Raw genomic sequence first — 25233 nt, forward strand, 5'->3', positions numbered from 1 at the left:
GACAACTCATTAATGATGATGTCCGTGATCGTGTAGGAAAGGTCCGTTTCCTTTTGGCTGGCTGAATACTACTTCTACACCTTCCTGCTCATTAAGCTCTTTTCTTCTGATATCTTCAGGATCAAAAGGTTTTATTTTTCCGAAATATTCTTTCAGACCTTCAGTTAACCACATTGGGATTACCAATCCGAAGAACATGAAGATACACCAGAACCCTACTAAGAACATTATAATAAAGTATACAGTCCAAAGGAACTGGTAGAACGGCCAAAATGCTGATAAAATCGTTATCATTTCTCTTAAAGATTTTAGGCAAAAATAGGACTTTTTTGTTTTGTACACAAAAGATACAAGCCCTATTTTTTAATTTATTTTGATTTTAAACTAATTAGTGCGCAAGATTGGCGAAGAAATCATTGCCTTTATCATCAGTAATAATGAATGCAGGGAAGTCTTTTACTTCGATCTTTCTTACCGCTTCCATCCCTAATTCAGGGAAATCCACGATGTCTACGGAAACAATATTGTCTTTCGCAAGGATAGCAGCCGGTCCGCCGATGGATCCCAGATAGAATCCTCCGTACTTACCGCAGGCATTGGTTACGTCTTTACTTCTGTTTCCTTTGGCCAGCATGATCATGCTACCGCCGTGGCTTTGGAACTCGTCAACATATACGTCCATTCTTCCTGCCGTAGTAGGCCCGAAACTTCCTGAAGCCATTCCTTCCGGAGTTTTTGCTGGTCCTGCATAATAGATCGGGTGGTTTTTGAAATATTCCGGCATTGGTTTCCCACTGTCGATGATTTCCTTAATTTTTGCGTGGGCAATATCTCTGGCAACAATCAGTGTTCCATTCAGTTTTAACCTTGTTTTGATTGGATATTTGGAAAGTTCCGCTAAAATTTCCGGCATTGGCTTGTTCAGATCAACTTCAACGGCTTCTTCCAAATGAGGAGGTGTATCCGGTAAGAATCTTTTTGGATTTTCTTCCAGCTGCTCAAGGAAGATTCCTTCTTTTGTAATTTTTCCTTTGATATTTCTGTCCGCAGAACAGGAAACTCCCATTCCAACCGGACATGAAGCTGCGTGGCGCGGAAGTCTGATTACTCTTACGTCATGGGTAAGGTATTTTCCTCCAAACTGAGCTCCGATAGCACTTTCCTGACAGATCTTCTGAACTTTAGCCTCCCATTCAAGGTCTCTGAATGCCTGTCCTGCTTCATTTCCTTCTGTAGGAAGATGGTCGTAATATTTTGCAGATGCTTTTTTCACAGCCGCCAGGTTCGCTTCCGCAGAAGTTCCTCCTATAACAAGCGCCAGGTGATAAGGCGGGCATGCAGCTGTTCCAAGATCTGATATTCTTTCTTTAACGAATTCTTCAAGGGATTTTTCGTTCAGTAATGATTTTGTTTTCTGGTACAGAAATGTTTTGTTGGCAGAACCTCCTCCTTTCGTTAAGAACAGGAATTCGTAGTAATCTCCTTTTTTAGCATAAATATCAATCTGCGCCGGAAGATTGGATCCTGAATTCTTTTCCTCAAACATGGTCAAGGGTACCACCTGAGAATATCTAAGGTTTCTTTTCTGATAAGTATTGTAAATTCCTTTGCTCAGGTATTCTCCGTCATCCACTCCTGTGTAAACACTTTCTCCTTTTTTACCCATCACAATAGCCGTACCTGTGTCCTGGCATGAAGGAAGAGCTCCTTCAACGGCAACGGCAGCATTCTGAAGCAGATTGTACGCTACGAATCTGTCGTTATCTGTAGCTTCAGGATCGTCGATGATTCTTCTAAGACTTTCAAGGTGTGAAGAACGAAGCATGAAAGACACATCAGCCATAGCTTCTTCAGCCAGAAGCTCAAGACCTTTCGGGTCGATGGTTAAAATTTCTCTGTCTCCTAATTTTTCAACCTTTACATAGTCTGATGTCAATTTTTTATACACCGTATCATCTTTCTGGATCGGATACGGATCCTGATATCTAAAATCCATTCAATTTTTGTTTGTGCAAAAATACGTCATCCTTAAAAAAACATGAGTAAAATCACTCATCCATATTGATATTTATAATGGTTATAAATTGCGGGATTCTGGGTTTATGGCTAACTTTATAAAAATTAATTTATTCAATCATAAACGGATTATAAAAATTTCAATCACAATGAATTACAGAATCGAAAAGGACACGATGGGAGAAGTTCAGGTGCCTGCTGATAAGTTTTGGGGTGCACAGACTGAACGTTCCAGAAATAATTTTAAGATCGGGCCTGAGGGTTCCATGCCTCACGAAATCATCGAAGCTTTTGCGTATTTAAAGAAAGCCGCCGCATTCACCAATACTGATCTGGGTGTACTTCCCGCAGAAAAAAGAGACATGATCGCTAAGGTATGTGATGAAATTCTGGAAGGAAAACTTAACGACCAGTTTCCATTGGTGATCTGGCAGACAGGTTCGGGAACACAGTCCAATATGAATATCAATGAAGTAGTTTCCAACAGAGCCCACGTGAACAACGGCGGAACTTTAGGCGATCAATCTGAAATCCATCCGAATGACGATGTGAACAAATCCCAGTCTTCGAATGATACTTACCCGACAGCGATGCACATAGCTGCCTATAAAAAAGTGGTGGAAGTAACAATTCCTGCTGTTGAAAAGTTAAAAAATACCATTGCTGCAAAAGCTGAAGCGTTCAAGGATATTGTAAAAATCGGGAGAACCCACCTGATGGATGCTACACCTCTTACGCTTGGACAGGAGTTTTCAGGCTATAAAGCCCAGCTTGAATATGGACTGAAAGCTTTAAAAAATACCCTTCCTCACCTTTCTGAACTGGCTTTAGGCGGAACTGCTGTAGGTACAGGACTTAATACACCAAATGGTTATGATGTAAAAGTAGCGGAATATATTGCAAAGTTTACGAACCATCCTTTCGTTACGGCTGAGAATAAATTTGAAGCTCTGGCCGCTCACGATGCCATTGTGGAATCTCACGGAGCCCTAAAACAACTGGCGGTTTCTTTATTTAAAATCGCTCAGGATATCAGGCTTTTAGCTTCAGGACCGCGTTCCGGAATCGGGGAAATTCATATTCCTGAAAATGAGCCGGGATCTTCTATTATGCCCGGAAAAGTAAACCCTACACAGAATGAAGCAATGACTATGGTTTGTGCTCAGGTTCTTGGAAATGATACCACAATTTCTTTTGCAGGGACCCAGGGAAATTATGAACTGAATGTTTTCAAACCTGTGATGGCATACAACTTCCTTCAGTCTGCCCAATTGATCGCGGATGCATGTATTTCATTCAATGATCATTGTGCGGAAGGTATTGAGCCTAATCATGAGAGAATTAAAGAACTGGTAGACAAATCATTAATGCTGGTTACCGCTTTGAATACGCATATCGGATATGAAAATGCAGCAAAAATTGCAAAAACCGCCCACAAAAATGGAACAACCTTGAAAGAGGAAGCCGTAAACCTGGGATTTCTAACAGCCGAGCAGTTTGATGAGTGGGTAAAACCGGAAGATATGGTTGGAAGCCTGAAATAGTAACTTTATGGTAATTAATCAAGTTTCGGGATGCGGGTTCCGAGGTTAAAAGCGAGGACTATCAACCTTTAATTTTCTCTTCAAACTTCAAGCGTCCTGACATTCAAATAGATTAAATAGTAGAAAAACCTCAGAAATTCTGGGGTTTTTATTTTTATTAAAACACTGAATTACAATTTACTATGAAAAACAATTTTACTATCCTGTTTTTTCCTATATTAGTGATATACAAAAACTAATTCTATGAGAAATCTGAAAAAACTGAACAGAGCGAACCTGAAAGAAGTATTTGGAGGAGCCGTTATTCCGCGATGCCCTGCTAATTGGTATTTAATTCAATATAACGGATACTATGCGTGCTGCCCTGTTCCTACAGACAATCCCTGCTCACAGGCAGGATGCATGATCCATGTCGATATGTGTGCCACTCCGATAGAGGAAGATCCTATTTAAAAATAATTGATGAAAAGGCCGGAACTTGTTTCCGGCCTTTTTATATCTTATCCTGAAAATTCATCCAGCATATTCCTCGACGGAACGAAGAAAAATGTTCCCGTCACGGCTGTACTGAAATCTAAAATTCTGTCGTAATTTCCGGGCGGATTGCCGATAAACATATTCGTCAGCATTTTCTTTGTGGTACTGAATGTACTGGCATAAGCTATGAAATATGTTCCGAATTCATTGGAAGACGGACTTCCGAAAGGCATATTATCTCTGACAATTTTAAGTTCTTCTCCGTTTTCCCCTTCAATATTGGCTAAAGCAATATGGGAATTGGAAGGCTTTACATCATCGGACATTTCAATATCATTTTCTTTTGATCTGCCAATGGCTTTTTCCTGTTCTTCTGTGGAAAGGCCTTTCCAGGCATCCATATTGTGCAGGTATTTCTGGACAAATAGATAGCTGCCACCTTTATATCCGGGATCTTCGTCTCCGATTTTTGCAAAATAATCGCGGTCTTCTCCGTGCGGATTTTCGGTTCCGTCTACAAAACCGAGAATGGAACGGGCATCCCAATATTTGAATCCATGGATTTCAAGAATACTTTCTGCAACCGGAGTCAGAAGTTTTGAGAGCTCAACCGCCATATCGAAAATAAGGCTTTTATTATCTGCCCTTAAGTGAAAATGAAGGTCTCCGGGCGTAGAAACAGCGGTATGTTTCACTCCTTTGATCTCTTCAAAAACAGCCAGCTCTTTTGGCATTGGCGTTGGGAGTTCCAGCTTTTTCCAGCCTTCAAACCCAATTCCCATGACACAGCTTGCCCTGCTGTCCGGAAATCTGTTGAAAACGGAATTATTCAGATTGAGAACCAAAGCACAAAGCCTTTGAAAAGCCTCTTTCAGCAATGGACCGTCCTTCAGTTTCCACACCATAAAAATGGTATTGCTGTTGGGATAATCTGTGACGTTTTGAGATTCTATACTCATTTTACAGGAATTAAATAACTGAAGATGTTGAAACCTGATCTGCGAAATACTGTTCAAGGTCCTGCAGCGTTTCAGGATTGGTCTGAATATCTTTTACAAGCTGTCCTTTATTCACCACAACAATCCTGTTGCAGACTTCGGTGGTGTGGGAAAGGTCATGACTGGAGATCAGAAAGGTAACTCCGTCCTGCTTTGAAAGTTCTTTTATTAAATTTTTAAGCTTGATCTGCGTGGAAGGATCCAGATTTGCAAAAGGTTCGTCAAGGATTACAATTTCCGGATTTCCGATAACAGCTCCGATAATTCCTACTTTTTTCTGGTTTCCTTTTGATAAATCACGGACGTATTTTCCGGAATTAAGGATCTCCCCGTTGAAAAAATCATGAAAAGGCTTTAAGAATTCGTCTACAGAAGCTTTATTCTGCCCTCTAAGCTCTCCGATAAAGTAGAAATATTCTTCCGGGGTCAGATAACCGATGAGGAAAGTATCATCTACAAAAGCTGAAACTTTATTTTTCCAGGCTTCGGATTCATTGACTTTGATTTCGTCAATGCTTACATAACCTGTCGTAGGCTGGATCAGGTCGAGCATAAGGCTGAAAAGCGTAGTTTTTCCTGCTCCGTTGTTTCCTACAAGACCAAATGTTTCTCCATTCGGAATTTCAAGATGCTCAATATTAAGAACGGTAGCCGTTCCGTATGTTTTGGATAAGTTATTAATAGTAATCATAGTTTAGCCTTTATTTTTAAATGCGTCCAGCGTACTGTACTTTTCTCTTTTGTATTGTTTTACGATAATATCGAATATCTTTTCTCTGAACATAAACCCTGCAAGTCCCAGAACCGCAATGCTTACGACACCAGCTGTAATACCAAAAAAGTATTGTGTTGCGGCAAAAACGGCCATCGGAAGAAGCATCTTAGGGATAAGAAGAAGCATTGCTTTGAGATTAAAGCTGTTTTTCTGCCCTATCCTTTTTTCCTTTGAATTCAGATCGATCTGGGTTTTGTTAAATGCCCCGGACCAAAGGGTAAGCTGGGAATTCACTCCGATATTATAAAGCCCGGCCGCAAAGAAAGCCAGATACACCTCCCAGCCGAAGTACGCGTAGAACAATGCCACAACAATTGAAGCCGCTGTTACAATATTAATGAGCCACCACTTTGCTTTAAGATATTCTTTGTAAGGCACATTCAGGGTCATCATCAGCGGATAGTAAGAACTGTCGAAAGAAGGAACCCTCTGCCCGAACAGGAACTGAAAACCACCTGTCACAAACAATCCCATAAACATCATCATAGCCGGTGTCTTATAAATGACGGAAGTGTACATCAGCAGTCCGTAAAAAAGGAAGAAAAAGCTTCCGATCAGAATACCTTTGGTGACTTTATTACGCCGCAGCATTTTAATATCATTATTGATGAATGTTCCGGTAACGCCATATTTATTCAGGAAAGCAATATTCTCTGTCTTCCCGAACTGTTTTTTAGCTTCAAGCCCCTGATCCAGATAAAACTCCCGGCGTACATGGCTGAAAGTGATTCTCCACAAGACCGCAAAAAGCACCACAGAAATCACTACGAAGTAAGGTTTTTCATAAAAACTATAGAAAAACGTTTCGGAATAGGTAAGAACAGGTAGAATATTGTAGTAGGAAAGTCCTGCCACCAAAGCAAAAACACATCCTACGGCTATGGCCACCGTTTCCTTATTATTAAACAGAATATTAATAAAGTTATTCAGATAAAACAGCAAAGAAATCCCGACAAACCAGGTCAAAACCCCTAAAACACTGTAACCATTGAACAGCGCAATGATGGAAAATGTGATAAAAAAGATGGAATTCAGCCAGCTTAATGCTGAAATAAAGGTCTTAATCAGCATGTAATTGACCAGCGTATTTTTGGGGATATTCAGGGTCAGAAACGGCTTTATGTTCTGCGTTGGCATTTCCTGCCAGATGTATTTTAAGATCAGATCTACGGCCCAGCCCATGATTAAAAATTTTGAAACCACTTTCAGAGGGTCCATATGCATTTTTTCCTGTACATAATAGAATGCTGCAAAAGCACCGCCTGCCAGACATGCCGTAAAATAAAGAATTCCTATAAAGCGGAGGATCTTCATGGCAAGATTGACTCCTACAGAGGTACCGCGGAAAAAGCTTTTGATTTCCAGCCTGAGGAATTTTAGAAACATATCTTAGTTTTTACGTATTAGTAAATATAATGTAAAATATGTTACAGTTTTTTTCAGCCAATTAATTCTCTGGCCTGTGCCATTGCGGCTTCGGTAATTTTACTTCCGGACAGCAGCTGGGCAATTTCGTTCAGTTTTTCTTCTTCGTTCAGAGGAATAATGGTGGATTGGGTTTTGCCCGAGATATCTCGCTTCACCACTTTGTAGTTGTTGTTTCCTTTAGCAGCCACCTGGGCAAGGTGTGAAATAACGATAAGCTGCATATCTGAGGACATTTCGCGCATTAAGTTCCCGATTTCTTCGGCTACTTTTCCGGAAACTCCGGTATCAATTTCGTCTAGAATAAGAGTAGGCAGCTCATCACTTTCTGCAATGATTTTCTTTACGGCAAGCATTACTCTGGATCTTTCTCCTCCAGAAATAGCCGTTTGGATAGGTTTTAAAGGAAAACCTGAATTGGCCTGGAACAGAAGCTGGATATTTTCTTTTCCAAATGCATTGAATTCCTGAGCATCCTGAAGTTCTATATCCACTCTGGCTTTTTCAAGACCTAATTTTTTCAGAAGTCCTTCTGCCTTTTTTACAAAGAGAGGAACAGATTTTTTTCTGTTTTTGGATAATTTTTCTGCAAGAGCTTCCAGTGTTTTCTCTTTTTTAGAAATATTTTCTTCAAGCTCAGCAATATTCTCTTCAAGCTCTGAAGCTCCTTTCTGCTCGCCTGCAAGCTGATCTCTCAGCTCTTTCAGTTCATTGAGATCTGAAACATTATGTTTTAGAAACAAGGCATTGATCTTGTTATTAAGCTCAACAAGGATGGCAAGACTGGCAGGATTGATTTCTATTTTTTCCGATTCATTTTCAAGTTCGGAAATTATATCTTTCAGTTCTACAAAAGAGGTTTCCAGTCTTCCGTCAAGCTCGGCAAAGCTGTTGGAAACTTCTGAGATTTTTGATAATTTATTTTTAGCTTCGTTAAAGAAGGAAAGAATTCCCACTTCTTCCTGATGAAATCTTGAAAGGATCTGCACAAGGTTTTCAGAGATCATTTCGGCATTTTCCTGCACAGAAAGCTGGTTTTGCAGTTCTTCATAATCTACATCGTCCAGTTTCAGCTCTTCCAGCTCATTCAGTAAAAAATCTTTGTAATCACTTTCTTTTCTGTTTTCGGAAAGCTGTGTCTGAAATTTTTTAAGCTGTAATTTTAAACTCTGAAAGTCTGAAAACTGATTCTGATAGTCTTCAATCACTTTTTTATTTTCAGAAAGGCCATCAATAATTTTAAACTGATATTCTGAAGTAAAAAGATTTGAGGTTTCAAACTGGGAATGGATGTCGATCAGCTGGGAAGACAGTTCTTTCAGCACATCAAGGGTTACCGGCACATCATTGATGAACGCCCTGGATTTCCCGGAAGGAAGAATTTCTCTTCTGATAATGGTATGATGCTCGTAGTCCAGATCATTTTCAATAAAGAATTTTTTGAACTGGTTGTTGAGATCAAATTCAGTTTCTACAATGCTTTTTTCTTCTGATTTAGCAATAGATTTTACCTCTGCCCTTTCGCCAAGGATAAGTCTCAGGGCTCCTAAAATAATAGATTTTCCGGCTCCGGTTTCCCCGGTAATTACCTGCAGACCATTATTCAATGATACTTCAAGAGTATCAATCAGGGCAAAATTTTTAATGTAAATTCTCGAAAGCATGGATAATAGCTGATTACTTTAAGTAATGCAAATATAGAATTTAGAATTAAGTATTCAATAGCTGAATATCATGGATGTTTATTTCCACTTATTCCATTTGTTCTCAGAATTTTTTGGAGAAAGCGTCATCATCAGCTGTTTAAGGTCGTTCATGACGATACCTCCGTTATTTCCGGAATTGAAAATATTGAAGATCTCATCACTTTTATTGTCCAGGAACAGATTGAAATAATAAGACTGCTGAAATGAGTTTTCGTATCTTTTCAACTGTAAAAGCGCATCAAAAATCACTTTCTTGGCAGTGGTCTGATCCTGGTTGAACAAGTTATCCAATCCGGCTCTGTGATAAGTGTACATAGTGGAACGAAGCTGGCTCCAGTTCGGGTTGATGATCTCATTGATCAGTATCGTGCGGCTTCTAGGCTCGTTGATGACATTCCAGCCTTCATAGTTTCTGTTCTGAGAGTTTTGGGCAATCTGCTGCGCTTTTGAGAACCATTGTGTCCCGCCCATGGACTGGTAGCTGTCTGCATCATATCCTAAGATCACATACACATAAAAGCTCACAACATCAATGAGGTTTTTACCGGAGAACTGTCTTTCATTAAAAACAAGGTTTTCATTTTCAACATATTCAAAAGCAAAACGCTGGTCCTGAAGGTTGATCAGAGGAGACTCGTAAGTGGTACTGAAAACCGGACGAACCGCCTGGATCACAATGCTTCCTTTGAACCTGTTTCCTTCTCTTTCCGCGATAACGACGGCAAAATTACATTTTATCTTCTCGAAATTCTGAAGTTTTTTCCCTGTCCAGCTGGTATTATTGATAAAATCCCTGAGACTTTTTTCCAGGGCTTTGTACGCCTGCTGGTTACTTCCTCCCAGCTGTTGGGAATTGACCTGTACCGTTGCAAGCAGTTCCTGGGAAAAACTCAGATTGTATATAAAAAGCAGTAAGAATAAGCTTATGATTTTTTTCATTATCTATTAAAAATTGAAAACGGAAATTTATTAAAATTATTCTTAGTATACGACAAAAACATACAGAATTAATTTAAATCGGGGATTAATTAAAATCAGAAGCACAATAAAAAATCCAAAGGGCTTTTTATTTACTTAAATCCGTAATTAATTACCCGTCTAAAATTTAAAAAATCTAAATTGGTGAATTAAGTTTAAGTTTTACAATTTGGAGCAAAAAGAATTCATGAATGAGTTGAGCTTAACAAATGAAATGCTTAAACAACAAACTTCATATCAATGCAATTCGTAAATTTGGATGTTAGATGTCATTATACAACAAAACTACCGATGAAAAAAGACGACTTAATTGCTTTTGGAAATTACAAATGGCGCATACTTGACATTAAAGAAGATAAGGCTCTGATAATCACGGAAGAAATAATTGAATTACGGTGGTATAATGATGAATTTGTAGATATAACCTGGGAAAACTGTTCATTGAGAAAATATCTTAACCATGATTTTCTCGAAACTTTCAACACCACTGAAAGAGCAGAAATAATTACAGTAAAAAACAATAATCACGATAACCCCTGGTTTAAAACTAAAGGAGGAAATGAAACTATTGACAATATTTTTTTATTAAGCCTTGAGGAAGTTTGTAAATACTTCGGCGACAGCAGAGAAAATTTATCCCACAAGGACAAACAAAAATGGCTAATAAACGACGAAAATAATCAAAGGCGACAAGCAGAATTTAGAAAAGAAAATCATTGGTGGAGACTTCGCTCGCCTGGATATTACTCCCGGACTTCTGCCAGTGTAAATTCAAAAGGTAATGTGTATATCCGTGGCAATGGAGTTTATGGACGACCTAAAGACGGAGGTGGAATTCGTCCCGTATTATGGTTAAAAATAAAAAATTGAGTTTTTAACTTGACGAACAAAAAAGTAACGACAACTTAGCCCTCGGTCTTGCAAAATGCAGGCTGAAGCACTAAAACTCAACTTTCGGATTTCTCTTCCGCCAACGCTTTTGCCGTTTCTAAATCACCCCAGAAGTTGAGCTTCCACAAAATCCAGAATATCCGCAGCGACTTCATCTTTAGATTTCAGGTTAAATTCTTTCTTTTCGGTTCTGGTGAATATTTTAATCTTATTGGTATCATTTTTAAAGCCTGCACCCTCATCCCGGAGTGAGTTCAGGACGATCATGTCCAGGTTTTTCTTTTCCAGTTTTCCTTTGGCATTTTCCTCTTCATTCTGGGTTTCCAGGGCAAATCCTACCAGAAACTGATGGGTTTTCTTTTCACCCATGGTTTTAAGAATATCTGGATTTTTAACCAATTCAATGGTTAAACTGTCATCATTCTTTTTAATTTTTTCTTTGGCTACCTCTTTCGGAGCATAGTCTGCCACTGCAGCACTCGCAATACCGATATCTACACGGTCATAAAACTCAAAGACCTTATTCAGCATTTCTCTGGCGGAGGTTACTTTATGAAGTTCAATATTCTTATCATCGGTGGTTTGAGAACTTGGTCCGGAAATAAGAATCACCTTTGCTCCTCTTTTTGACGCCTCTTCAGCCAGCGAGAAACCCATTTTCCCGGAGGAATGATTTCCGATAAATCTTACGGGATCAATGGCTTCGTACGTAGGTCCGGCCGTAATCAGCACTGTTTTTCCTTCAAGGCTTTTGGCTGAAGTTTGGGAAGTAAAGAAATTTTCAACGGCTTTAACAATCGTTTCCGGTTCTGCCATTCTTCCTTGCCCGATCAGGCCGCTCGCCAGTTCACCGGTTTCAGCAGGAATAATAAAATGTCCGTAATCTTCTGCCACCTCAATATTTTGTCTGGTGGAAGGATGGGCATACATATCGAGATCCATAGCCGGAGCGATGAATACAGGGCATTTTGCAGACATATAGGTCGCAATAACCAGATTGTCACACATTCCGTGCGTCATTTTCGCCAGTGTATTGGCGGTGCAGGGAGCAATAATCATGACATCTGCCCACAAGGCCATTTCCACATGACTGTTCCAGGTTCCGTTATCTCCATAAAAATCTGAATACACAGGATTTTTCGAAAGGGTTGAAAGGCTTAGCTTCGTTACGAATTGTTCTGCATCAGGAGTCATAATCACCTGAACCTCGGCGTCTTTTTTCACAAAATCCCGGATCAGGAAATGGATTTTATAGGCCGCAATTCCTCCAGAAACAGCGATAAGTATCTTTTTACCGGAAACACTCATTTAGTTTTAATTTTTGAAATACTAAATTACTTATTTTTTCGCACAAAGACGGATACAAACAGACAAAGGTCATAAAAGAATTGAATTCCCTTATGACCTTCATATGATTAAAAACAAAAATAATTATTTTCTGTCTTCTGTCTTTCTGAAATAGATATCTTCATTTAACCATTCCTCGATAGCAATAGAGGTAGGCTTAGGAAGTTTTTCGTAATGTTTAGAGATTTCAATCTGCTCTCTGTTTTCGAAAACTTCTTCCAATGTAGAATTGTGCACAGCAAATTCGTCCAATTTATTGTGAAGTTCCGTACGGATCTCCGCATTGATCTGCTCTGCTCTCTTTCCCATGATAACAATAGCTTCATAGATTGAACCTACTTTATCTTCAATCTTGTCTTTATCGTAAGTAATAGTATTTACTTCTGCTTTTGTATCTTTTACACTCATTTTGAGAAAATTATTTTATTTTAAGATGGCAAATTTACGAATTATCTTTGAATTTTGAAAGTGGCTGCCGGCGGAGGGGTCTGAAGTGCCGCACTATCCCTCTGGATCTGCATTGCCTTCTTTTCATTACTGATCTGATCTTTGATCTGCTGCTCAGTTTTACCTTTTTCTGCCAGTCTATCCTGCTCTTTTTTCTGTCTTGCCGTTAATGTTGCAATTCTTGCTTCCGTTTGTTTTTTAACGACTACAAAATTTTGCTTTTCTTTTTCCAGTTTTGCTCTCAGATCGGTAGCTGTTTTGGAATATTCCGTATTGGGAAGTTCTTTTTCTACCATCTTTGTGTAAGAAAGAGCACTTTCAATACGTTCGTCCTTAAGGTCATAGATAGATTTTGTAGCAAGCTCATATCTGGACTTCATGATAAAGTCATAGATTTTCGGACGAAGTTTTGTTCCCGGAAAATCTTCCAGTACGTTATCCAAAGCTACGTTAGCTGCTTTATATTCACCCATTTTGAAATACTGTCTCGCATTCTCGTAGGCCTTAAATTCCAATTTATAAGACAGCTCGTCAATCAGCTGGCTGATATTTTTTGATCTTTCAGAGTTCGGGTAATTCGTAAGGAAATCCTGAAGCTCATTGATCGCTGTTTCTGTAGTAGACTGGTCCAGGTTATAATCCATAGAACCTTCATAGTAGCACAATGCAGACATATATGCTGCTTCTTCTGCTCTTGGATCCTTCGGGAAATTCACTGCAAAGTTTTTGAACTGGTGTCCTGCCAGTTTATAACTCTTGTCATAGTAATTAGCATAAGCCGTATTAAAACCTACGTTCGGGAAATCATCTGTTCCTGCCACTAGGTTAGTAAGCCTGTCATAAAGAGCCAATGCATTTTTCCACTTCTTTTTGGCAAAATTTTCATTCGCTGCCTTTAAGATAAAATTCTTGTCAGCACTCTTCATTGCTTTTTCCTGCTGGCTTACACAAGAGGAAATAACTGCTACCGCAAAAAGACCTAAAATATATTTTTTCATATAAAAAATTCAACAGTTTTCGGATTACACAGCCGATTTACTAATTTGCAAAAATATAACTTTTTTGCCAATAGATTTTTTTTTATGAATATTTAACGTAAATTTAGTCTGCAGCGTATCCCAAAATCGCAAAAACACTCACTAAAAGATTCATTCTTACTTTTTTCTCAGCTTCTTTGGTGTAAGCTTCCTCATTTTTGCTTGGCACATAAAGTTCGTAGAAATTTTTATTTCTGATGACGAATAATGTGGAACCGAGGATCATGGTAAGAATATCTTCAGGTTTCGGTGTAAAGGTAAATACGCCCGAAGCAACCCCTTTCTTGATCACATCGTCCAGCTTCTTTACAAACAGCTGATAGAAGTCCAGCAGCTCATCTTTAAGGTTTTCCGTATGTCTGAGTTCCTGGGTAACGAATCCGTGAAAATAATTGTATTTGAACAGTTGGGAAACAATGTATTTGATGATCTCCCTCAGCTGCATTTCCGGCTTGCCGTCTTTAATGGTATCTGCAAATTCTGAAAAGTTCTCCCTGGTTTTCAGTACCCTGTACTGATAGAGGTAGGACATCATTTTTTCTTTGGACCCGAAATAATAGGAAATCATGGCCACATTGATGTTGGCCCTGGAACAAATATCTCTTACAGAAGTTCCCTCGTACCCTTTTTTGGCAATAAGTTCCTCAGCAATATCCAAAATATGGATCTGTTTTTCTGTAAATTTTTTTCTCATGAAGTGCACTTTGAGTAAAGTTAAGAAATTTTTAACACATTTATAAACGTTCGTTTAATAATTTTAAATTAATTTTTCAATATAATCGTACCTTTGTTAATGGATTTTTTTGATTTTCACCATCATAAGAAGAATATTCAGTACGGGATCTACAATCTGGATCTGGATGCAGTTCCTCTGGAATCGTCCTATTCTATTGGTATTCATCCTAAAGATATTGCAGTGGATTCTCTTGAAGAACAGTTCAGATGGCTGAAGTCAAATATTTCAGAAAACTGTCTGGCCATAGGAGAATGCGGTCTGGATTCTATGGTTCCCATTCCCCAAAATATCCAGGAAAAAGTTTTTCTGAGGCAGATCTATCTCTCAAACGAGATCCGGAAACCGATGATCATTCACTGTGTAAGAAAATTTTATGAGGTCATTTCTTTTAAAAAGAAGGCTGAGCAGGCGGTTATTATTCATGGTTTCAACAAAAAGCAGCGCATTGCTGACGACCTTCTCAAAAATAATTTTTATCTGAGTTTTGGAAAAGCGGTTTTGTATCATTTATCTTTGCAGGATATTGTAAGAAACACACCCTTAGACAGAATGTTTTTAGAAACTGATAATGAACAATTTAACATTGAAGAATTGTACTCAAAAGTTTCGGATTTAAAAGGTATTTCTTTGGAAAAACTGAACGAACAGATTTTAGAAAATTTAGACACGATAAAGAATGGATAAGTATTGGCTGGAGCGAACGGAACTCCTGATCAAAGATGAAGGATTAGAGAAGCTTAACAAAGCAAAGGTCCTGGTAATAGGTTTGGGAGGTGTAGGTTCTTTCGCCGCAGAATTTTTAGCCAGAGCCGGCGTTGGAAATATGACGATTGTAGACGGTGACACGGTAGATATCACAAACATCAACAGACAGCTTCCTGCCCTGCATTCAACGGTAGGAAAACATAAGGTGGAAGTGGTTGCAGAAAGGCTGCTTGATATTAATCCTAAAATTAATTTAATCAAAATCAATGAATTCCTGAATCCGGAAAGAATGGATGAAGTTCTTGATGCTGATAAATTTGATTATATCCTGGACTGCATCGATAGTGTAACCCCGAAGCTGTGCCTGATTAAAGCCGCAAAAAGAAGAAAAATAAAACTCGTAAGCTCCATGGGGGCAGGCGGGAAAACCGATCCCAGTAAGGTAATGGTAAGAGATATCAGCAAAACGCAGAACTGCTTCCTTGCCAGACAGATCAGAAAAAGACTTAAAAAGGAAAAGATCAATAAGGGTTTCAGATGTGTGTTTTCTAACGAACTTCAGCAGGAGGAAAGTCTGAAAATGACGGACGGAGCCAATTACAAAAGGTCTTTCTATGGGACGATCAGCTATATTCCAGCCATTTTCGGATTGTATGCAGCCTCTGAAGTGATCAATTATTTAGTGAAACAAGATTAATGCAGAACTTTAAATACCCGAGAGAAGAAAAACTCAAAAAAAATACTGAGATCGCTTTACTTTTTGATAAAGGTAAATGGAGAAGCTGTGGGAATCTCAGGATTATTATTCTGAAGGATAAGCCCGCTCTTCCGGTAGAACATCACAAGTTTGGGGTTTCTGTTTCTAAGAGGTATTTTAAGAAAGCGGTCCACAGAAACCGGGTAAAAAGGCTTTTAAGGGAGTGCTACCGCCTGAATAAGGATTTGTTTAAGGAAGCATTTGGAGAAAAAACATTAACGATGATGTTTTGGGTTTCTCCTGAAATTCCGGCTAAGTTTCAGGAGGTGGAGGAGCAGTTTATTAAGCTTTGCCAGATGCAGAAGAAGACTTGATCTCATAATATAACAATTTAATAGTGTAGCAGTGTAACAATGTGTGGGTAACCATAGATGAAAGAGATTAGATTCTAAGATTTATCCAATATTAAAATGTAAACATCAGCGGAATCTGAGAAATCTGTGGGAGATCTATATTAATTTCGATTCTCTTTCTAACCACGGATTGTACAGATTTTCACAGATAATTGTGGGTACGAGGAGCTGCAAAAATTGATGAGTGGTAATTTTTTACAGAATCTTGCATAGTTTTTGTAATTTTAGGGGAAACAATAAATCTGAAAATTAAAATGTTAGACAATATCCCCTACTTTTCTTATGTTCTCAGTGCCTTTATCGGTATTGGTCTGGCAGCAGCAACCGGCTTCAGGGTTTTCCTGCCTATGTTTGCCGTGAGCATGGCTTCCTACTTTCACTGGATCCCGATGAACGAGCATTTTGAATGGCTTGCCGGACTTCCCGCTCTTATTACGACCGGAATTGCTACGATCGCTGAAATTTTAACGTATTATATCCCTTTTGTGGATCATCTGCTGGACACTATTTCGGTTCCTTTGGCTACTGTGGCGGGCTCCGTTTTATTTGCGAGCCAGTTTGCAGATATGGGAACTTTTCCGCAGTGGGCATTAGCTTTGATTGCAGGCGGCGGAACGGCAGCCACGATAAGTTCCGGCTTTGCAGGAATCCGGGCCGCTTCTACAGCTACCACGGGCGGTTTGGGGAATTCTGTAGTAGGAACCACTGAAACCGCGGGAGCAGGAATCATGTCTATCTTAGCGATGGCAGCGCCTGTTATTGCTGCTGTTTTTGCCATTATCCTGATTATTCTTGTGATTGTTTTCGGGCGGAAGGCATGGCGGAAGCTACGGGGAGGCAAGACTGCTGCAGACGACATTTAAAACATAAAAAAGGCCGATCGTATGAATGATTGGCCTTTTTCTAATATTTTTCTAAACGATCAGCTTTTAGTTCTGAAATCTTTTATTTCCTGTATCTTAGATTGGAAATGTTCCTTTTTTTCAGGATTCTTTTTGATCAGAATTTCAAATGCTTTTATAGCTTTCGTATATAATTTTTGTTCAAAATAAAGATTGGCCAATGTTTCCGTCATCAAATGGGAAATATCATCATTCTTTTCTTTAACCACATAGGTGCTTTCTTCTTTTAACTGGCTGATTCTCGGATTGTTTTCAATAAAGGCTTCAATAACCTTTTCCTGAACTTCAATCTTATCATTGTCTACAACTTCTTCTGCAGGTCTTCCTATTTTAAGCCAGCTCTGCCAGGTGTTGATAAAGCCGGGAACATTACTGTCAGCCGGTATTTCCTGCTTTTTCTCAGCTTTAATTTCCTGAACAGGTTCTTGTTCTTCTTTTCCGCTTTTATCTACGGATAAACTGGAAATATCTGACCCAAAGAATGAAACATTCATCACGGGAGCTTCTTCTTTCGTTTTTATTTCTACCGCTTCTTCTAAGCTTTTAAGTTCTTCCTGTTTTTCTTCTGCCAATTCAGACGTTTCTTCTACAGCTGGAAGGTTATCTTCTGAAACCGTTTCGGCAGCTTCTTTGGTCTCTTCAACAGGTTCTGCAATTACTTCTACAGGTTTTTCTTCTGCAGCCGGAACTTCTTCCTGTTTTGAAGATTCAATTTTAGCCACAGGAGCTGCTGTTTCCTTGCTGATCATAGAATCTGGAAGATTGGATTCCAGACTCATGGGTTTCCAGCCGGAAACTTCTTCTGCTGCGACTTCTTTTTCTTCGGCTTTTTCCTGTACTTCTGCAGGTTCTTCGGATTGTATGGTTTGTTCAGACACAGCCTCTACAGGCTCAGCTGCCGGCTGTTCTGCTTTAGGTTCTTCCTTTTCAGTAGACCAGAAATGGAAATTCTGAGTCTCTGCAAAACTGATCTCGTGATCGGTGGTTTCCGGTTCTTCTGCTTCAATTTTCGGAGCTGCCTGAGCCTCTTTCATTTTCTTCTCCACTTCTTCAATCAGGCGTCTCATTTCCTCCTCATGCTTATTCACATTCGGTTTTGAAACTTCGGGAGCCACGGCTTCATCCTCATTATTTGCCTGGATTTTTACCTCCGGCAGGAACTCGTCCATTCCGTGGAAACTGATCTCAGCTTCCGGTTCAGCTGTATTTTCCTCTTCATTAACTGCTTTAAATTCATCATCTGCTTCAACAGTTACAGGTTCTTCATCAATTTCCGGCTGTTCTTCCTCCGAAGCAGCTGCTGTTTCCGGAGCTAAAGTTTCGACTTCATGAAAGCTTAAGTTGTCTTCCTCTTTAACTTCTTCTGCTTCTGTTGTGTCATCTGCTGCTGCTTTCTCAACAATCACTTCAGGTGTAAATTCTACATCAGCTTCTGAATCTTCTGCTACTTCATTTTCTACAGTTTCTTCTTTCTCTGCAATTTCCTCTTTAAATTCTTTTGCAGCAGGTTCTGCTTTTTGGGTAACCAGTACTCCTGATTCCAGAGTAGATTCAAGATCTATGGTTTCTGAATTGGTTTCGTCAAGGTAATTTTCCTCTCCTTCAAAGAGAATTCTGTTTCTTTCGCCATTGACGTAAATATGCTTAATATCCTGAGCCGGCGGTATCATGCACGCTGCCTCTTCGTATTGATTTTGTACTTTTTCAGAAGGCTCTTCTCTTTTTATCGGGAAAGCTTTTTCTTTATAGGAATATTTTACGGCTTTATCAACGGTCTGCAAAGGCTGTTTTTCTTCCTTTGTTTCAGGTTTCGGCTCTTTTTTGATCTTACCGTTGATCAGCTGGTAAAGAAGCTTTTTATCCGTGGTATAAGCCGCAGTGGTGGAAAGCTCTTTCTGATAGTTTTCTTTATCATAAAGGTGTACCCCAAACAAATGAAGCGCCCTTATGTTCTGTACATAAGGAAAAGTATGAATTTCTTCTTTCAAAAGACCGAGATCTTCTGACTGAATATTTTTGGGGTTCTTTAATAATTCTAAAACTCTGGGATTCATCTTACCAATTGGCTACAATATCGTTAAATATCTTGTTAATAATTCTGTCTGTCACAAGCTTCACCTGGGAAGCCTCAATCTCACTTTGCGTCAGGTTACTGTTATAAACGGCTTCATCCGAGTACGTTCTGTCAAAACTGGAATCCGGGTGGAGCTTGTTTTCGTAATGTACCTTTACCGTAATCGTCAGTTTGCTCTGTGCCTGCTGTACTACACCACCCGAAGGGTTCTGTATTGTATTGGAGCTGATCGTAGTAGGGGAAAAACCGTAGTCGGAGATTTCACCTTCTATCAAAATATCAGGATTGGATTTTGTTCCTTTCAAAGTGGTTCTCTGCAGAAACCGGTTCTGGATATCTGTAGAAAACTGCTGGGAAAGGGTTGGATTTACCAACGCTGCATTATTCGGGAATTCATTGATCTGAACGGTCTTTTCATCCGTCAGCGATGATCCTGTGAAAGAATAACACTGATGAAAAAGGGAAAGAACAACAAACCCGAATATGATCTTTAATTTACTCATACCATTTTTTGATTTACGGATTCCAATACATCTTTATAGGCCGCATACTTCATGCAGATTCCCAGTGGAATGGAAAACAGTACACCTATTCCGCATGCTATAACGCCAAGCTGGGAAATGAATCCTACGATAATAGAAAATACAAAAATTTTCAGGAAATTCCTTCTGGCAATTTTCCATGAAAGCATGAAAGCTTCTCTTACACTGGTCATTCTGTGCAGCGAAATCAGGGGCTGAACAAAAAACATGGCTACAGCAATCGCAAATATCAGGATCATAACCAATAAAAACCAAATTCCCATTCCTCCTGCAAATAAAGCACTACCCGTCTCAGAAAGTGACCCCTCGGAAGCACTGGCTGCAAAAATAACCGGCAGCAATGAAATCTGGACCGGAATCATCGCAATAATTACTATGGCAAAAATAAGCAGGAACAGTTTCAGGTACATTACAAAATCTGTAAAATCGAAAATATCTCCTACGGAAACTTTTTCTCCTTCATCTACCTTTTTGCAGATCTTGTAAAAGTTGCCCATTCCAAGAATCCCGCAGAAAGGGATAAAATTCATTACAAATAAGAGTAACGTTGCCACGATAAAACCGCCGATATCTTTTTTGAAAAGCTCCATTCCGTCAGACAGGTACTTTCCTATATTGAAATCATATCCTTTTACGCCGAGTAATTCTAAATGCTTCATTCCTGTTTTTTTAGTCTTCTAAGTTATATTGTTTTATTTTTCTGTATAAAGTTCTTTGTGAAATTCCAAGTTCGTCCGCCGCTCTGTTTCTGCGTCCTTTATGCTTTTCCAGCGCTTTGATGATCAGATCTTTTTCATTGTTCTGAAGGGACAGGGATTCCGGTCTGTTTTCTTCTATTTCTATTTCTTCGATGTCTTCATAGCTGTCGTCAGAATTTGAAATAATAGTGGGTGCAGACTGTCCCACAGGAGATTTATCCTCAAAATACAGCAGTGAATTCTGGCTTACGGGCTGAGCCTGTTCCGCAGAATAAATCCTATTGATCAGATTCTTTTCCTGATTGCTGAGATCTGCTGTTCCTCTGTTTTTTATCAGTTCTGAAGTTAGTGATTTTAAATCATTAATATCGCTTCTCATATCGAAGAGAATTTTATACATAATTTCTCTTTCGCTTCCGAAATCATTCTGCTTCTGAGCACCCTGATTGTTCACCACCATAGGAAGATGGGTCTCCATTGGAATATATTCTGCCAGCTTTTCAACTGTTATTTCGCGGTTTCTTTCCACCACGGTCATCTGCTCTACCAGATTTCGCAGCTGGCGGACATTCCCGGGAAAACCATAATTTTCAATATAATGTACTGCGCCTGGCTCCAGCTGCAGCTCAGGCATTCTGTATTTTTCGGCAAAATCTATAGAGAATTTTCTGAACAGCAAGTGAATATCTCCTTTTCGGTCTCTTAAAGGAGGCATATCGATCTGAACGGTATTTAAACGGTAATACAGGTCTTCACGGAATCTTCCGTCATGAATGGCCTTCATCATATTAACGTTGGTAGCCGCCACAATTCTTACATTGGTTTTCTGAACCTGTGAGGAACCTACCTTCATAAATTCACCGCTTTCCAGAACTCTCAAAAGACGGACCTGGGTCTGCAGGGGAAGTTCTCCTACCTCATCCAGGAAGATGGTTCCGCCGTCTGCTACTTCAAAATACCCTTTTCTGGTCGCCGTAGCTCCGGTAAACGCTCCTTTTTCGTGACCGAATAATTCGGAATCTATGGTTCCTTCCGGAATCGCTCCGCAATTGACCACAATATAAGGCTGATGTTTTCTTTTGGATTCTGAATGGATGATTTTCGGGATGAATTCTTTCCCTACACCGCTCTCTCCGATCACCAGAACGGAAATATCAGTGGGTGCCACCTGAATGGCTTTTTCCAGGGCCCTGTTCAGGACAGGAAAGTTTCCGATGATGCCAAAGCGGTTCTTTATATTTTGTAACTCGTTGCTCATAAAGTAAATTTTTGATTATTGATTTAATCATCTACAGCTGCTCGATCTGTTTTCTGTAGACTTTGTTAAAGTGATGGGTATACACATCTTTCATGGTCTTGCCCTCATCATAAGTTCTCAATGCTAACTTTTTTAAATCTAAATAATCTTTGTTTCTGATCTTGGAAACTTTACTTTTAAAATATATATTCTCGGCAAAGTCATTTTCTTTGCTCTGCTTTTCAAAATGTTCTGAAGCTTTGTCGTATCTGCCCAGTTCAAAGTAAGTAACTCCCAGCTGGTAGTGGTCGTACATTCCTTTAAAATAGCCTTTTGATGCCAGAAGCTTTTCAATAATCCCTGCGGCTTTAGCTTTATGCCCTAAAGCACTGTAAGACATGGCTCTCACCACATCCAGATGATAATCTCCGTTTAAGGATCTTCCCAGATCTTCCGGATAATATTTTTTAAATTCCTCTAAATCCTGAACTGCTCCAGTGTAATCACCCAGAAACTGGAATTTGCACCAGCCTCTGTAGCCCAGATGCATTTTAGGATCTACAGCAACTGCTTTGTCTATAAGTATTTTCCAGGTTAAGAAATCTCCGTTTTTAAGATATGGAACAGCTTTTTCCATATAAGCATTGGAGAAATCCGGACACAGGCCGATCGCTTTATCAAAAGCTTCCTGAGATTCCCGGCTGCCCTGTCTGTCTGAAGCCCAGTTGTACAGCTCACAAGCTTTTTTGCAGTTCTCACCCTCTACTGCATTACAGTTGACCTGCGCAATAGTATTGGTGTAAACGATAAGCAATAAAAAGCTAAGGTAATACCTCTGAAACTTTTCCATCTTCAATTTTATAGGTTAAATACTGATAATAGCCTGCTTTTAAACCTTTTATATCTTTCGGAATCCAGCCGTTGAGCGATTTTGTAAACCGCAACAGCTTTTCCGCCAGAATTTTATCCTGAACGGACTCTTTCAGATCTGCATCCATCTGCTGAACTCTGAACAGTCCTGTTTTTCCTTCACAATTTACTAAAAATCTCACGGTAATATAGCCGTTCATCATAGTTTCGGAAGATATTTTTTCTTTTTCCAGTTTTTCTATAATGGCCAGTTTTTCGCCTTTATAGTTAAACTGCTTTTCACCATGATAATACTGAAGACTCAATCTCTCTTCCGGGCTGCATTTTTTAAAATCCGGATCGTCCAGTTTGTCATCAAATTCAATATCACCAACAGTTGCGGGGTATTTACTCATGCTTTTCTCTGCCTGACAGGACATCAGTACAAAAGAAAATAATGCAAAAAAGTAAACCGCCTTTGTCAAGATATTCAATTATTCCGCTGTTCTCCCTAAAAGTGTGCCCTGGGTGTTGCCATAAACAAAAATGTCCACAATGTCACCTATTTTCTGCCCTTCAAGCATATCGAACACACAAACTGCATTCTGGGAGTTTCTTCCTTTCCACTGGTTTTTGTTCTTTTTGGAAATTCCTTCAATCAGAACCTGGTGCATTCTTCCCACGTAAGATTCCATTCTTTTTCTGGAAAGTTCACCCTGAAGCGCTATCACCTCAGCCAGACGTCTCTGCTTCACATCGGCAGGAATATTATCTTCCATTTTTTTGTGTGCAGGTGTTCCCGGTCTTTCGGAATACGCAAACATGTACCCGTAGTCATATTCCACTTCTTTCATCAGGCTTAATGTATCCTGATGATCTTCTTCAGTCTCGTTGCAGAAACCGATGATCATATCCTGAGAAAAAGCAACGTCAGGAACAATTTCCTTTGCTTTTTTTATTAAATCCAGATATTCTTCTCTGGTGTGCTGCCTGTTCATCGCCAGAAGCATATTGTTGCTGCCGCTCTGTACCGGAAGGTGAACGTATTTACAGATATTGTCGTGTTTCGCAATCATTCTGAATACATCAAGACTCATGTCCTGAGGATTGGAAGTAGAGAATCTCACTCTCATTTCAGGAACTGCTTTAGCCACCTGATCAAGCAACTGTGCAAAATTCACAGCCGTAGCCTTCTGCATTTCAGAAGCTTTGGCAAAATCTTTTTTAGGACCTCCTCCATACCATAAGTAAGAATCTACGTTCTGTCCTAAAAGGGTAATTTCTTTGTATCCGTTCTCTGCAAGGTTTTTACATTCTTCAATAATTGAATGCGGATCGCGGCTTCTTTCTCTTCCTCTGGTAAAAGGAACCACACAGAAAGTACACATATTATCACATCCTCTTGTAATGGTTACAAATGCTGTAACTCCATTTCCGCCTAAACGAACCGGGTTGATATCTGCATACGTTTCTTCTTTTGAAAGGATCACGTTGATGGCATCTCTTCCGTCTTCCGTTTCTTTTAACAGGTTGGGAATATCCCGGTAAGCATCAGGACCTACTACAAGGTCTACCAGCTGCTCTTCTTCTAAGAATTTGGTTTTCAAACGTTCTGCCATGCATCCTAAAACCCCCACCGTCATGCCCGGTCTTTCCTTTTTCAGTCTTTTGAACTGAGAAAGGCGCATTCTTACGGTCTGTTCTGCTTTTTCACGGATGGAGCATGTGTTTAAAAGAATCAGGTCTGCTTCTTCTACATTCAGGGTGGTATTATACCCCTGCTCATTAAGAATAGAGGCAACAATTTCGGAATCAGAAAAGTTCATCTGACAGCCATAGCTTTCTAAAAACAGCTTTTTAGAGTTCTCAGGCCTTTCAGCGATGGCAAAAGCTTCTCCCTGTTTTGTTTCGTCTATATATTTTTCCTGCACAATAATCGTTTTAAAGTTCAATGCCCAGCATTTAAAGTCCAAAGCATTTGCGATGAATTTTAGATCCTGAACAGATTAGTCTGCAAAGATACAAAATATTGTGACAGATTGTCAGGAGATTATTTTGGAGGATGAAATTTAATGGCGTGCGTTTAAAAGGTTTTTTTTCATCTGAACCATTATAAATCTGTCGCGATTGAAGAGAAATTCATTTTAAGTTTGATCTGTGAAGTAACGGGCTTTCCATCACACGAAGCCGGAATCCAGTTTTTTTTGATGCGCCTTACCACATATTTCATATCATCAAAAAAGTACGCGCTGTTGGCTACTTTTGGCGTTCCTTCAATATTGGTGACTTTTCCGGTTTGATCAACGGTAAGGGTAAATGTAAAATCTCCGTTCAATACATAAAAATCCGAATTCAGATAATCGTACATAAATTTTTGCAGGGTTTTCTTATAAACGGCTACTCCTCCTTCAAACGCTGCGGGTTTAAAATCTGTACAATTCTTTACTGCAACCTGTAAAAGAGGTTCCTTAATGTCTATTTTCAACAGGTTTTTATTGAGTTCTGCGATCGGATTATCATCTCTGTCCTCCACATCCTGCTGTGCCCATGCGAAGTTTCCTATAAGAAGTGCTATAAATAATGTAAAAGCTTTCATAGAACCGTAATCATTAGTTATTAAATTATGATAGCAAATTTAATTATTTAACCTGAGAAAATTGATATGATGACTGGAAGAAGGAAGAGGGAAGCTGGAAGTTACCATCAGTATTTCAACACTTAAACCAGGGAAGCTTATAA

At 39.3% G+C, this 25233-nt stretch carries 26 protein-coding genes; 7 read left to right on the forward strand and 19 right to left on the reverse strand.

All coding sequences use genetic code 11. From position 1 onward, the window contains the following. Positions 1 to 9: 9 nt before the first annotated feature. Both JET18_RS11170 and JET18_RS11175 read right to left on the reverse strand, forming a co-directional pair. On the reverse strand, positions 10 to 294 hold the full coding sequence (locus JET18_RS11170) for a hypothetical protein (protein ID WP_185113286.1): 285 nt from the start codon (positions 292 to 294) through the stop codon (positions 10 to 12). A gap of 94 nt (positions 295 to 388) precedes the next feature. After that, positions 389 to 1996: a fumarate hydratase gene (locus JET18_RS11175; RefSeq protein ID WP_202091097.1), complete on the reverse strand. Its 1608-nt coding sequence runs from the start codon at positions 1994 to 1996 to the stop codon at positions 389 to 391. Between the two features lie 169 nt (positions 1997 to 2165). Between JET18_RS11175 and fumC the strand changes: the two genes are divergently transcribed. Further along, positions 2166 to 3560: a class II fumarate hydratase gene (fumC, locus tag JET18_RS11180; protein ID WP_202091100.1), complete on the forward strand. Its 1395-nt coding sequence runs from the start codon at positions 2166 to 2168 to the stop codon at positions 3558 to 3560. Between the two features lie 243 nt (positions 3561 to 3803). After that, positions 3804 to 4013: a bacteriocin-like protein gene (locus JET18_RS11185; protein WP_202091101.1), complete on the forward strand. Its 210-nt coding sequence runs from the start codon at positions 3804 to 3806 to the stop codon at positions 4011 to 4013. A 47-nt stretch (positions 4014 to 4060) separates the two neighbouring features. On the opposite strand, the gene JET18_RS11190 is transcribed toward JET18_RS11185, so the two are convergent. From JET18_RS11190 to porD, 5 genes are all read right to left on the reverse strand, one after another. Further along, positions 4061 to 4996: a Dyp-type peroxidase gene (locus tag JET18_RS11190; RefSeq protein WP_202091103.1), complete on the reverse strand. Its 936-nt coding sequence runs from the start codon at positions 4994 to 4996 to the stop codon at positions 4061 to 4063. A gap of 10 nt (positions 4997 to 5006) precedes the next feature. Then, positions 5007 to 5726, reverse strand: a complete 720-nt coding sequence (locus JET18_RS11195) for an ABC transporter ATP-binding protein (RefSeq protein ID WP_202091105.1) — start codon at positions 5724 to 5726, stop codon at positions 5007 to 5009. A gap of 3 nt (positions 5727 to 5729) precedes the next feature. After that, on the reverse strand, positions 5730 to 7196 hold the full coding sequence (locus tag JET18_RS11200; protein WP_202091108.1) for a DUF5687 family protein: 1467 nt from the start codon (positions 7194 to 7196) through the stop codon (positions 5730 to 5732). 53 nt (positions 7197 to 7249) lie between these two features. Continuing rightward, positions 7250 to 8899, reverse strand: a complete 1650-nt coding sequence (locus tag JET18_RS11205; protein ID WP_202091110.1) for a DNA repair protein RecN — start codon at positions 8897 to 8899, stop codon at positions 7250 to 7252. A 78-nt stretch (positions 8900 to 8977) separates the two neighbouring features. Beyond that, entirely contained in the window at positions 8978 to 9880 is a 903-nt protein-coding gene (porD, locus tag JET18_RS11210; protein ID WP_202091112.1) for a type IX secretion system protein PorD, read from the reverse strand. A gap of 330 nt (positions 9881 to 10210) precedes the next feature. Between porD and JET18_RS11215 the strand changes: the two genes are divergently transcribed. Further along, a complete protein-coding gene (locus JET18_RS11215; RefSeq protein WP_202091113.1) occupies positions 10211 to 10789 on the forward strand; it encodes a DUF6273 domain-containing protein in 579 nt (192 codons plus the stop codon). A 123-nt stretch (positions 10790 to 10912) separates the two neighbouring features. Here JET18_RS11215 and coaBC read toward each other — a convergent pair whose 3' ends face one another. The 4 genes from coaBC to JET18_RS11235 all read right to left on the reverse strand — a co-directional run bounded on the left by coaBC (position 10913) and on the right by JET18_RS11235 (position 14335). Further along, on the reverse strand, positions 10913 to 12118 hold the full coding sequence (gene coaBC, locus JET18_RS11220) for a bifunctional phosphopantothenoylcysteine decarboxylase/phosphopantothenate--cysteine ligase CoaBC (protein WP_202091115.1): 1206 nt from the start codon (positions 12116 to 12118) through the stop codon (positions 10913 to 10915). Between the two features lie 123 nt (positions 12119 to 12241). After that, entirely contained in the window at positions 12242 to 12565 is a 324-nt protein-coding gene (locus tag JET18_RS11225) for a DNA-directed RNA polymerase subunit omega (RefSeq protein WP_027372958.1), read from the reverse strand. 41 nt (positions 12566 to 12606) lie between these two features. Continuing rightward, positions 12607 to 13602 (reverse strand): outer membrane protein assembly factor BamD, encoded by a 996-nt coding sequence (locus tag JET18_RS11230; RefSeq protein ID WP_202091116.1) that lies wholly within the window; start codon positions 13600 to 13602, stop codon positions 12607 to 12609. Positions 13603 to 13705: 103 nt separating this feature from the next. Further along, positions 13706 to 14335 carry a TetR/AcrR family transcriptional regulator gene (locus JET18_RS11235; RefSeq protein WP_202091117.1) on the reverse strand — a complete coding sequence of 210 codons (630 nt, stop codon included), beginning with the start codon at positions 14333 to 14335 and terminating at the stop codon, positions 13706 to 13708. 99 nt (positions 14336 to 14434) lie between these two features. Between JET18_RS11235 and JET18_RS11240 the strand changes: the two genes are divergently transcribed. The 4 genes from JET18_RS11240 to JET18_RS11255 all read left to right on the forward strand — a co-directional run bounded on the left by JET18_RS11240 (position 14435) and on the right by JET18_RS11255 (position 17055). Beyond that, positions 14435 to 15061 (forward strand): TatD family hydrolase, encoded by a 627-nt coding sequence (locus tag JET18_RS11240; RefSeq protein WP_202091118.1) that lies wholly within the window; start codon positions 14435 to 14437, stop codon positions 15059 to 15061. Further along, a complete protein-coding gene (locus JET18_RS11245; protein WP_202091119.1) occupies positions 15054 to 15779 on the forward strand; it encodes a tRNA threonylcarbamoyladenosine dehydratase in 726 nt (241 codons plus the stop codon). The genes JET18_RS11240 and JET18_RS11245 overlap by 8 nt, the downstream gene beginning before the upstream one ends. After that, on the forward strand, positions 15779 to 16153 hold the full coding sequence (rnpA, locus tag JET18_RS11250) for a ribonuclease P protein component (RefSeq protein WP_202091121.1): 375 nt from the start codon (positions 15779 to 15781) through the stop codon (positions 16151 to 16153). The genes JET18_RS11245 and rnpA overlap by 1 nt, the downstream gene beginning before the upstream one ends. 293 nt (positions 16154 to 16446) lie before the next feature. Continuing rightward, on the forward strand, positions 16447 to 17055 hold the full coding sequence (locus JET18_RS11255; RefSeq protein WP_202091123.1) for a DUF4126 domain-containing protein: 609 nt from the start codon (positions 16447 to 16449) through the stop codon (positions 17053 to 17055). 59 nt (positions 17056 to 17114) lie between these two features. On the opposite strand, the gene JET18_RS11260 is transcribed toward JET18_RS11255, so the two are convergent. The 8 genes from JET18_RS11260 to JET18_RS11295 all read right to left on the reverse strand — a co-directional run bounded on the left by JET18_RS11260 (position 17115) and on the right by JET18_RS11295 (position 25090). Further along, complete coding sequence (locus tag JET18_RS11260) at positions 17115 to 19148, reverse strand: hypothetical protein (RefSeq protein ID WP_202091125.1); 2034 nt, start codon at positions 19146 to 19148, stop codon at positions 17115 to 17117. Between the two features lies 1 nt (position 19149). Continuing rightward, complete coding sequence (lptE, locus tag JET18_RS11265; protein ID WP_202091127.1) at positions 19150 to 19671, reverse strand: LPS assembly lipoprotein LptE; 522 nt, start codon at positions 19669 to 19671, stop codon at positions 19150 to 19152. Beyond that, positions 19668 to 20369: a DUF4013 domain-containing protein gene (locus JET18_RS11270; RefSeq protein ID WP_202091130.1), complete on the reverse strand. Its 702-nt coding sequence runs from the start codon at positions 20367 to 20369 to the stop codon at positions 19668 to 19670. The genes lptE and JET18_RS11270 overlap by 4 nt, the downstream gene beginning before the upstream one ends. Positions 20370 to 20379: 10 nt before the next feature. After that, positions 20380 to 21666, reverse strand: a complete 1287-nt coding sequence (locus JET18_RS11275) for a sigma-54 interaction domain-containing protein (protein ID WP_202091131.1) — start codon at positions 21664 to 21666, stop codon at positions 20380 to 20382. Between the two features lie 31 nt (positions 21667 to 21697). Then, the gene (locus tag JET18_RS11280; RefSeq protein ID WP_202091132.1) at positions 21698 to 22495 is read right to left on the reverse strand and encodes a tetratricopeptide repeat protein; all 798 of its coding nucleotides are present in this window, start codon (positions 22493 to 22495) and stop codon (positions 21698 to 21700) included. Continuing rightward, positions 22467 to 22910 (reverse strand): hypothetical protein, encoded by a 444-nt coding sequence (locus JET18_RS11285; protein ID WP_202091133.1) that lies wholly within the window; start codon positions 22908 to 22910, stop codon positions 22467 to 22469. The genes JET18_RS11280 and JET18_RS11285 overlap by 29 nt, the downstream gene beginning before the upstream one ends. A 78-nt stretch (positions 22911 to 22988) precedes the next feature. Beyond that, complete coding sequence (miaB, locus tag JET18_RS11290; protein ID WP_202092552.1) at positions 22989 to 24425, reverse strand: tRNA (N6-isopentenyl adenosine(37)-C2)-methylthiotransferase MiaB; 1437 nt, start codon at positions 24423 to 24425, stop codon at positions 22989 to 22991. 179 nt (positions 24426 to 24604) lie between these two features. After that, positions 24605 to 25090 carry an energy transducer TonB gene (locus tag JET18_RS11295; protein ID WP_202091134.1) on the reverse strand — a complete coding sequence of 162 codons (486 nt, stop codon included), beginning with the start codon at positions 25088 to 25090 and terminating at the stop codon, positions 24605 to 24607. Positions 25091 to 25233: the final 143 nt, after the last annotated feature.

Source organism: Chryseobacterium endalhagicum (genome assembly GCF_016745235.1).
GTDB lineage: Bacteria > Bacteroidota > Bacteroidia > Flavobacteriales > Weeksellaceae > Chryseobacterium > Chryseobacterium endalhagicum.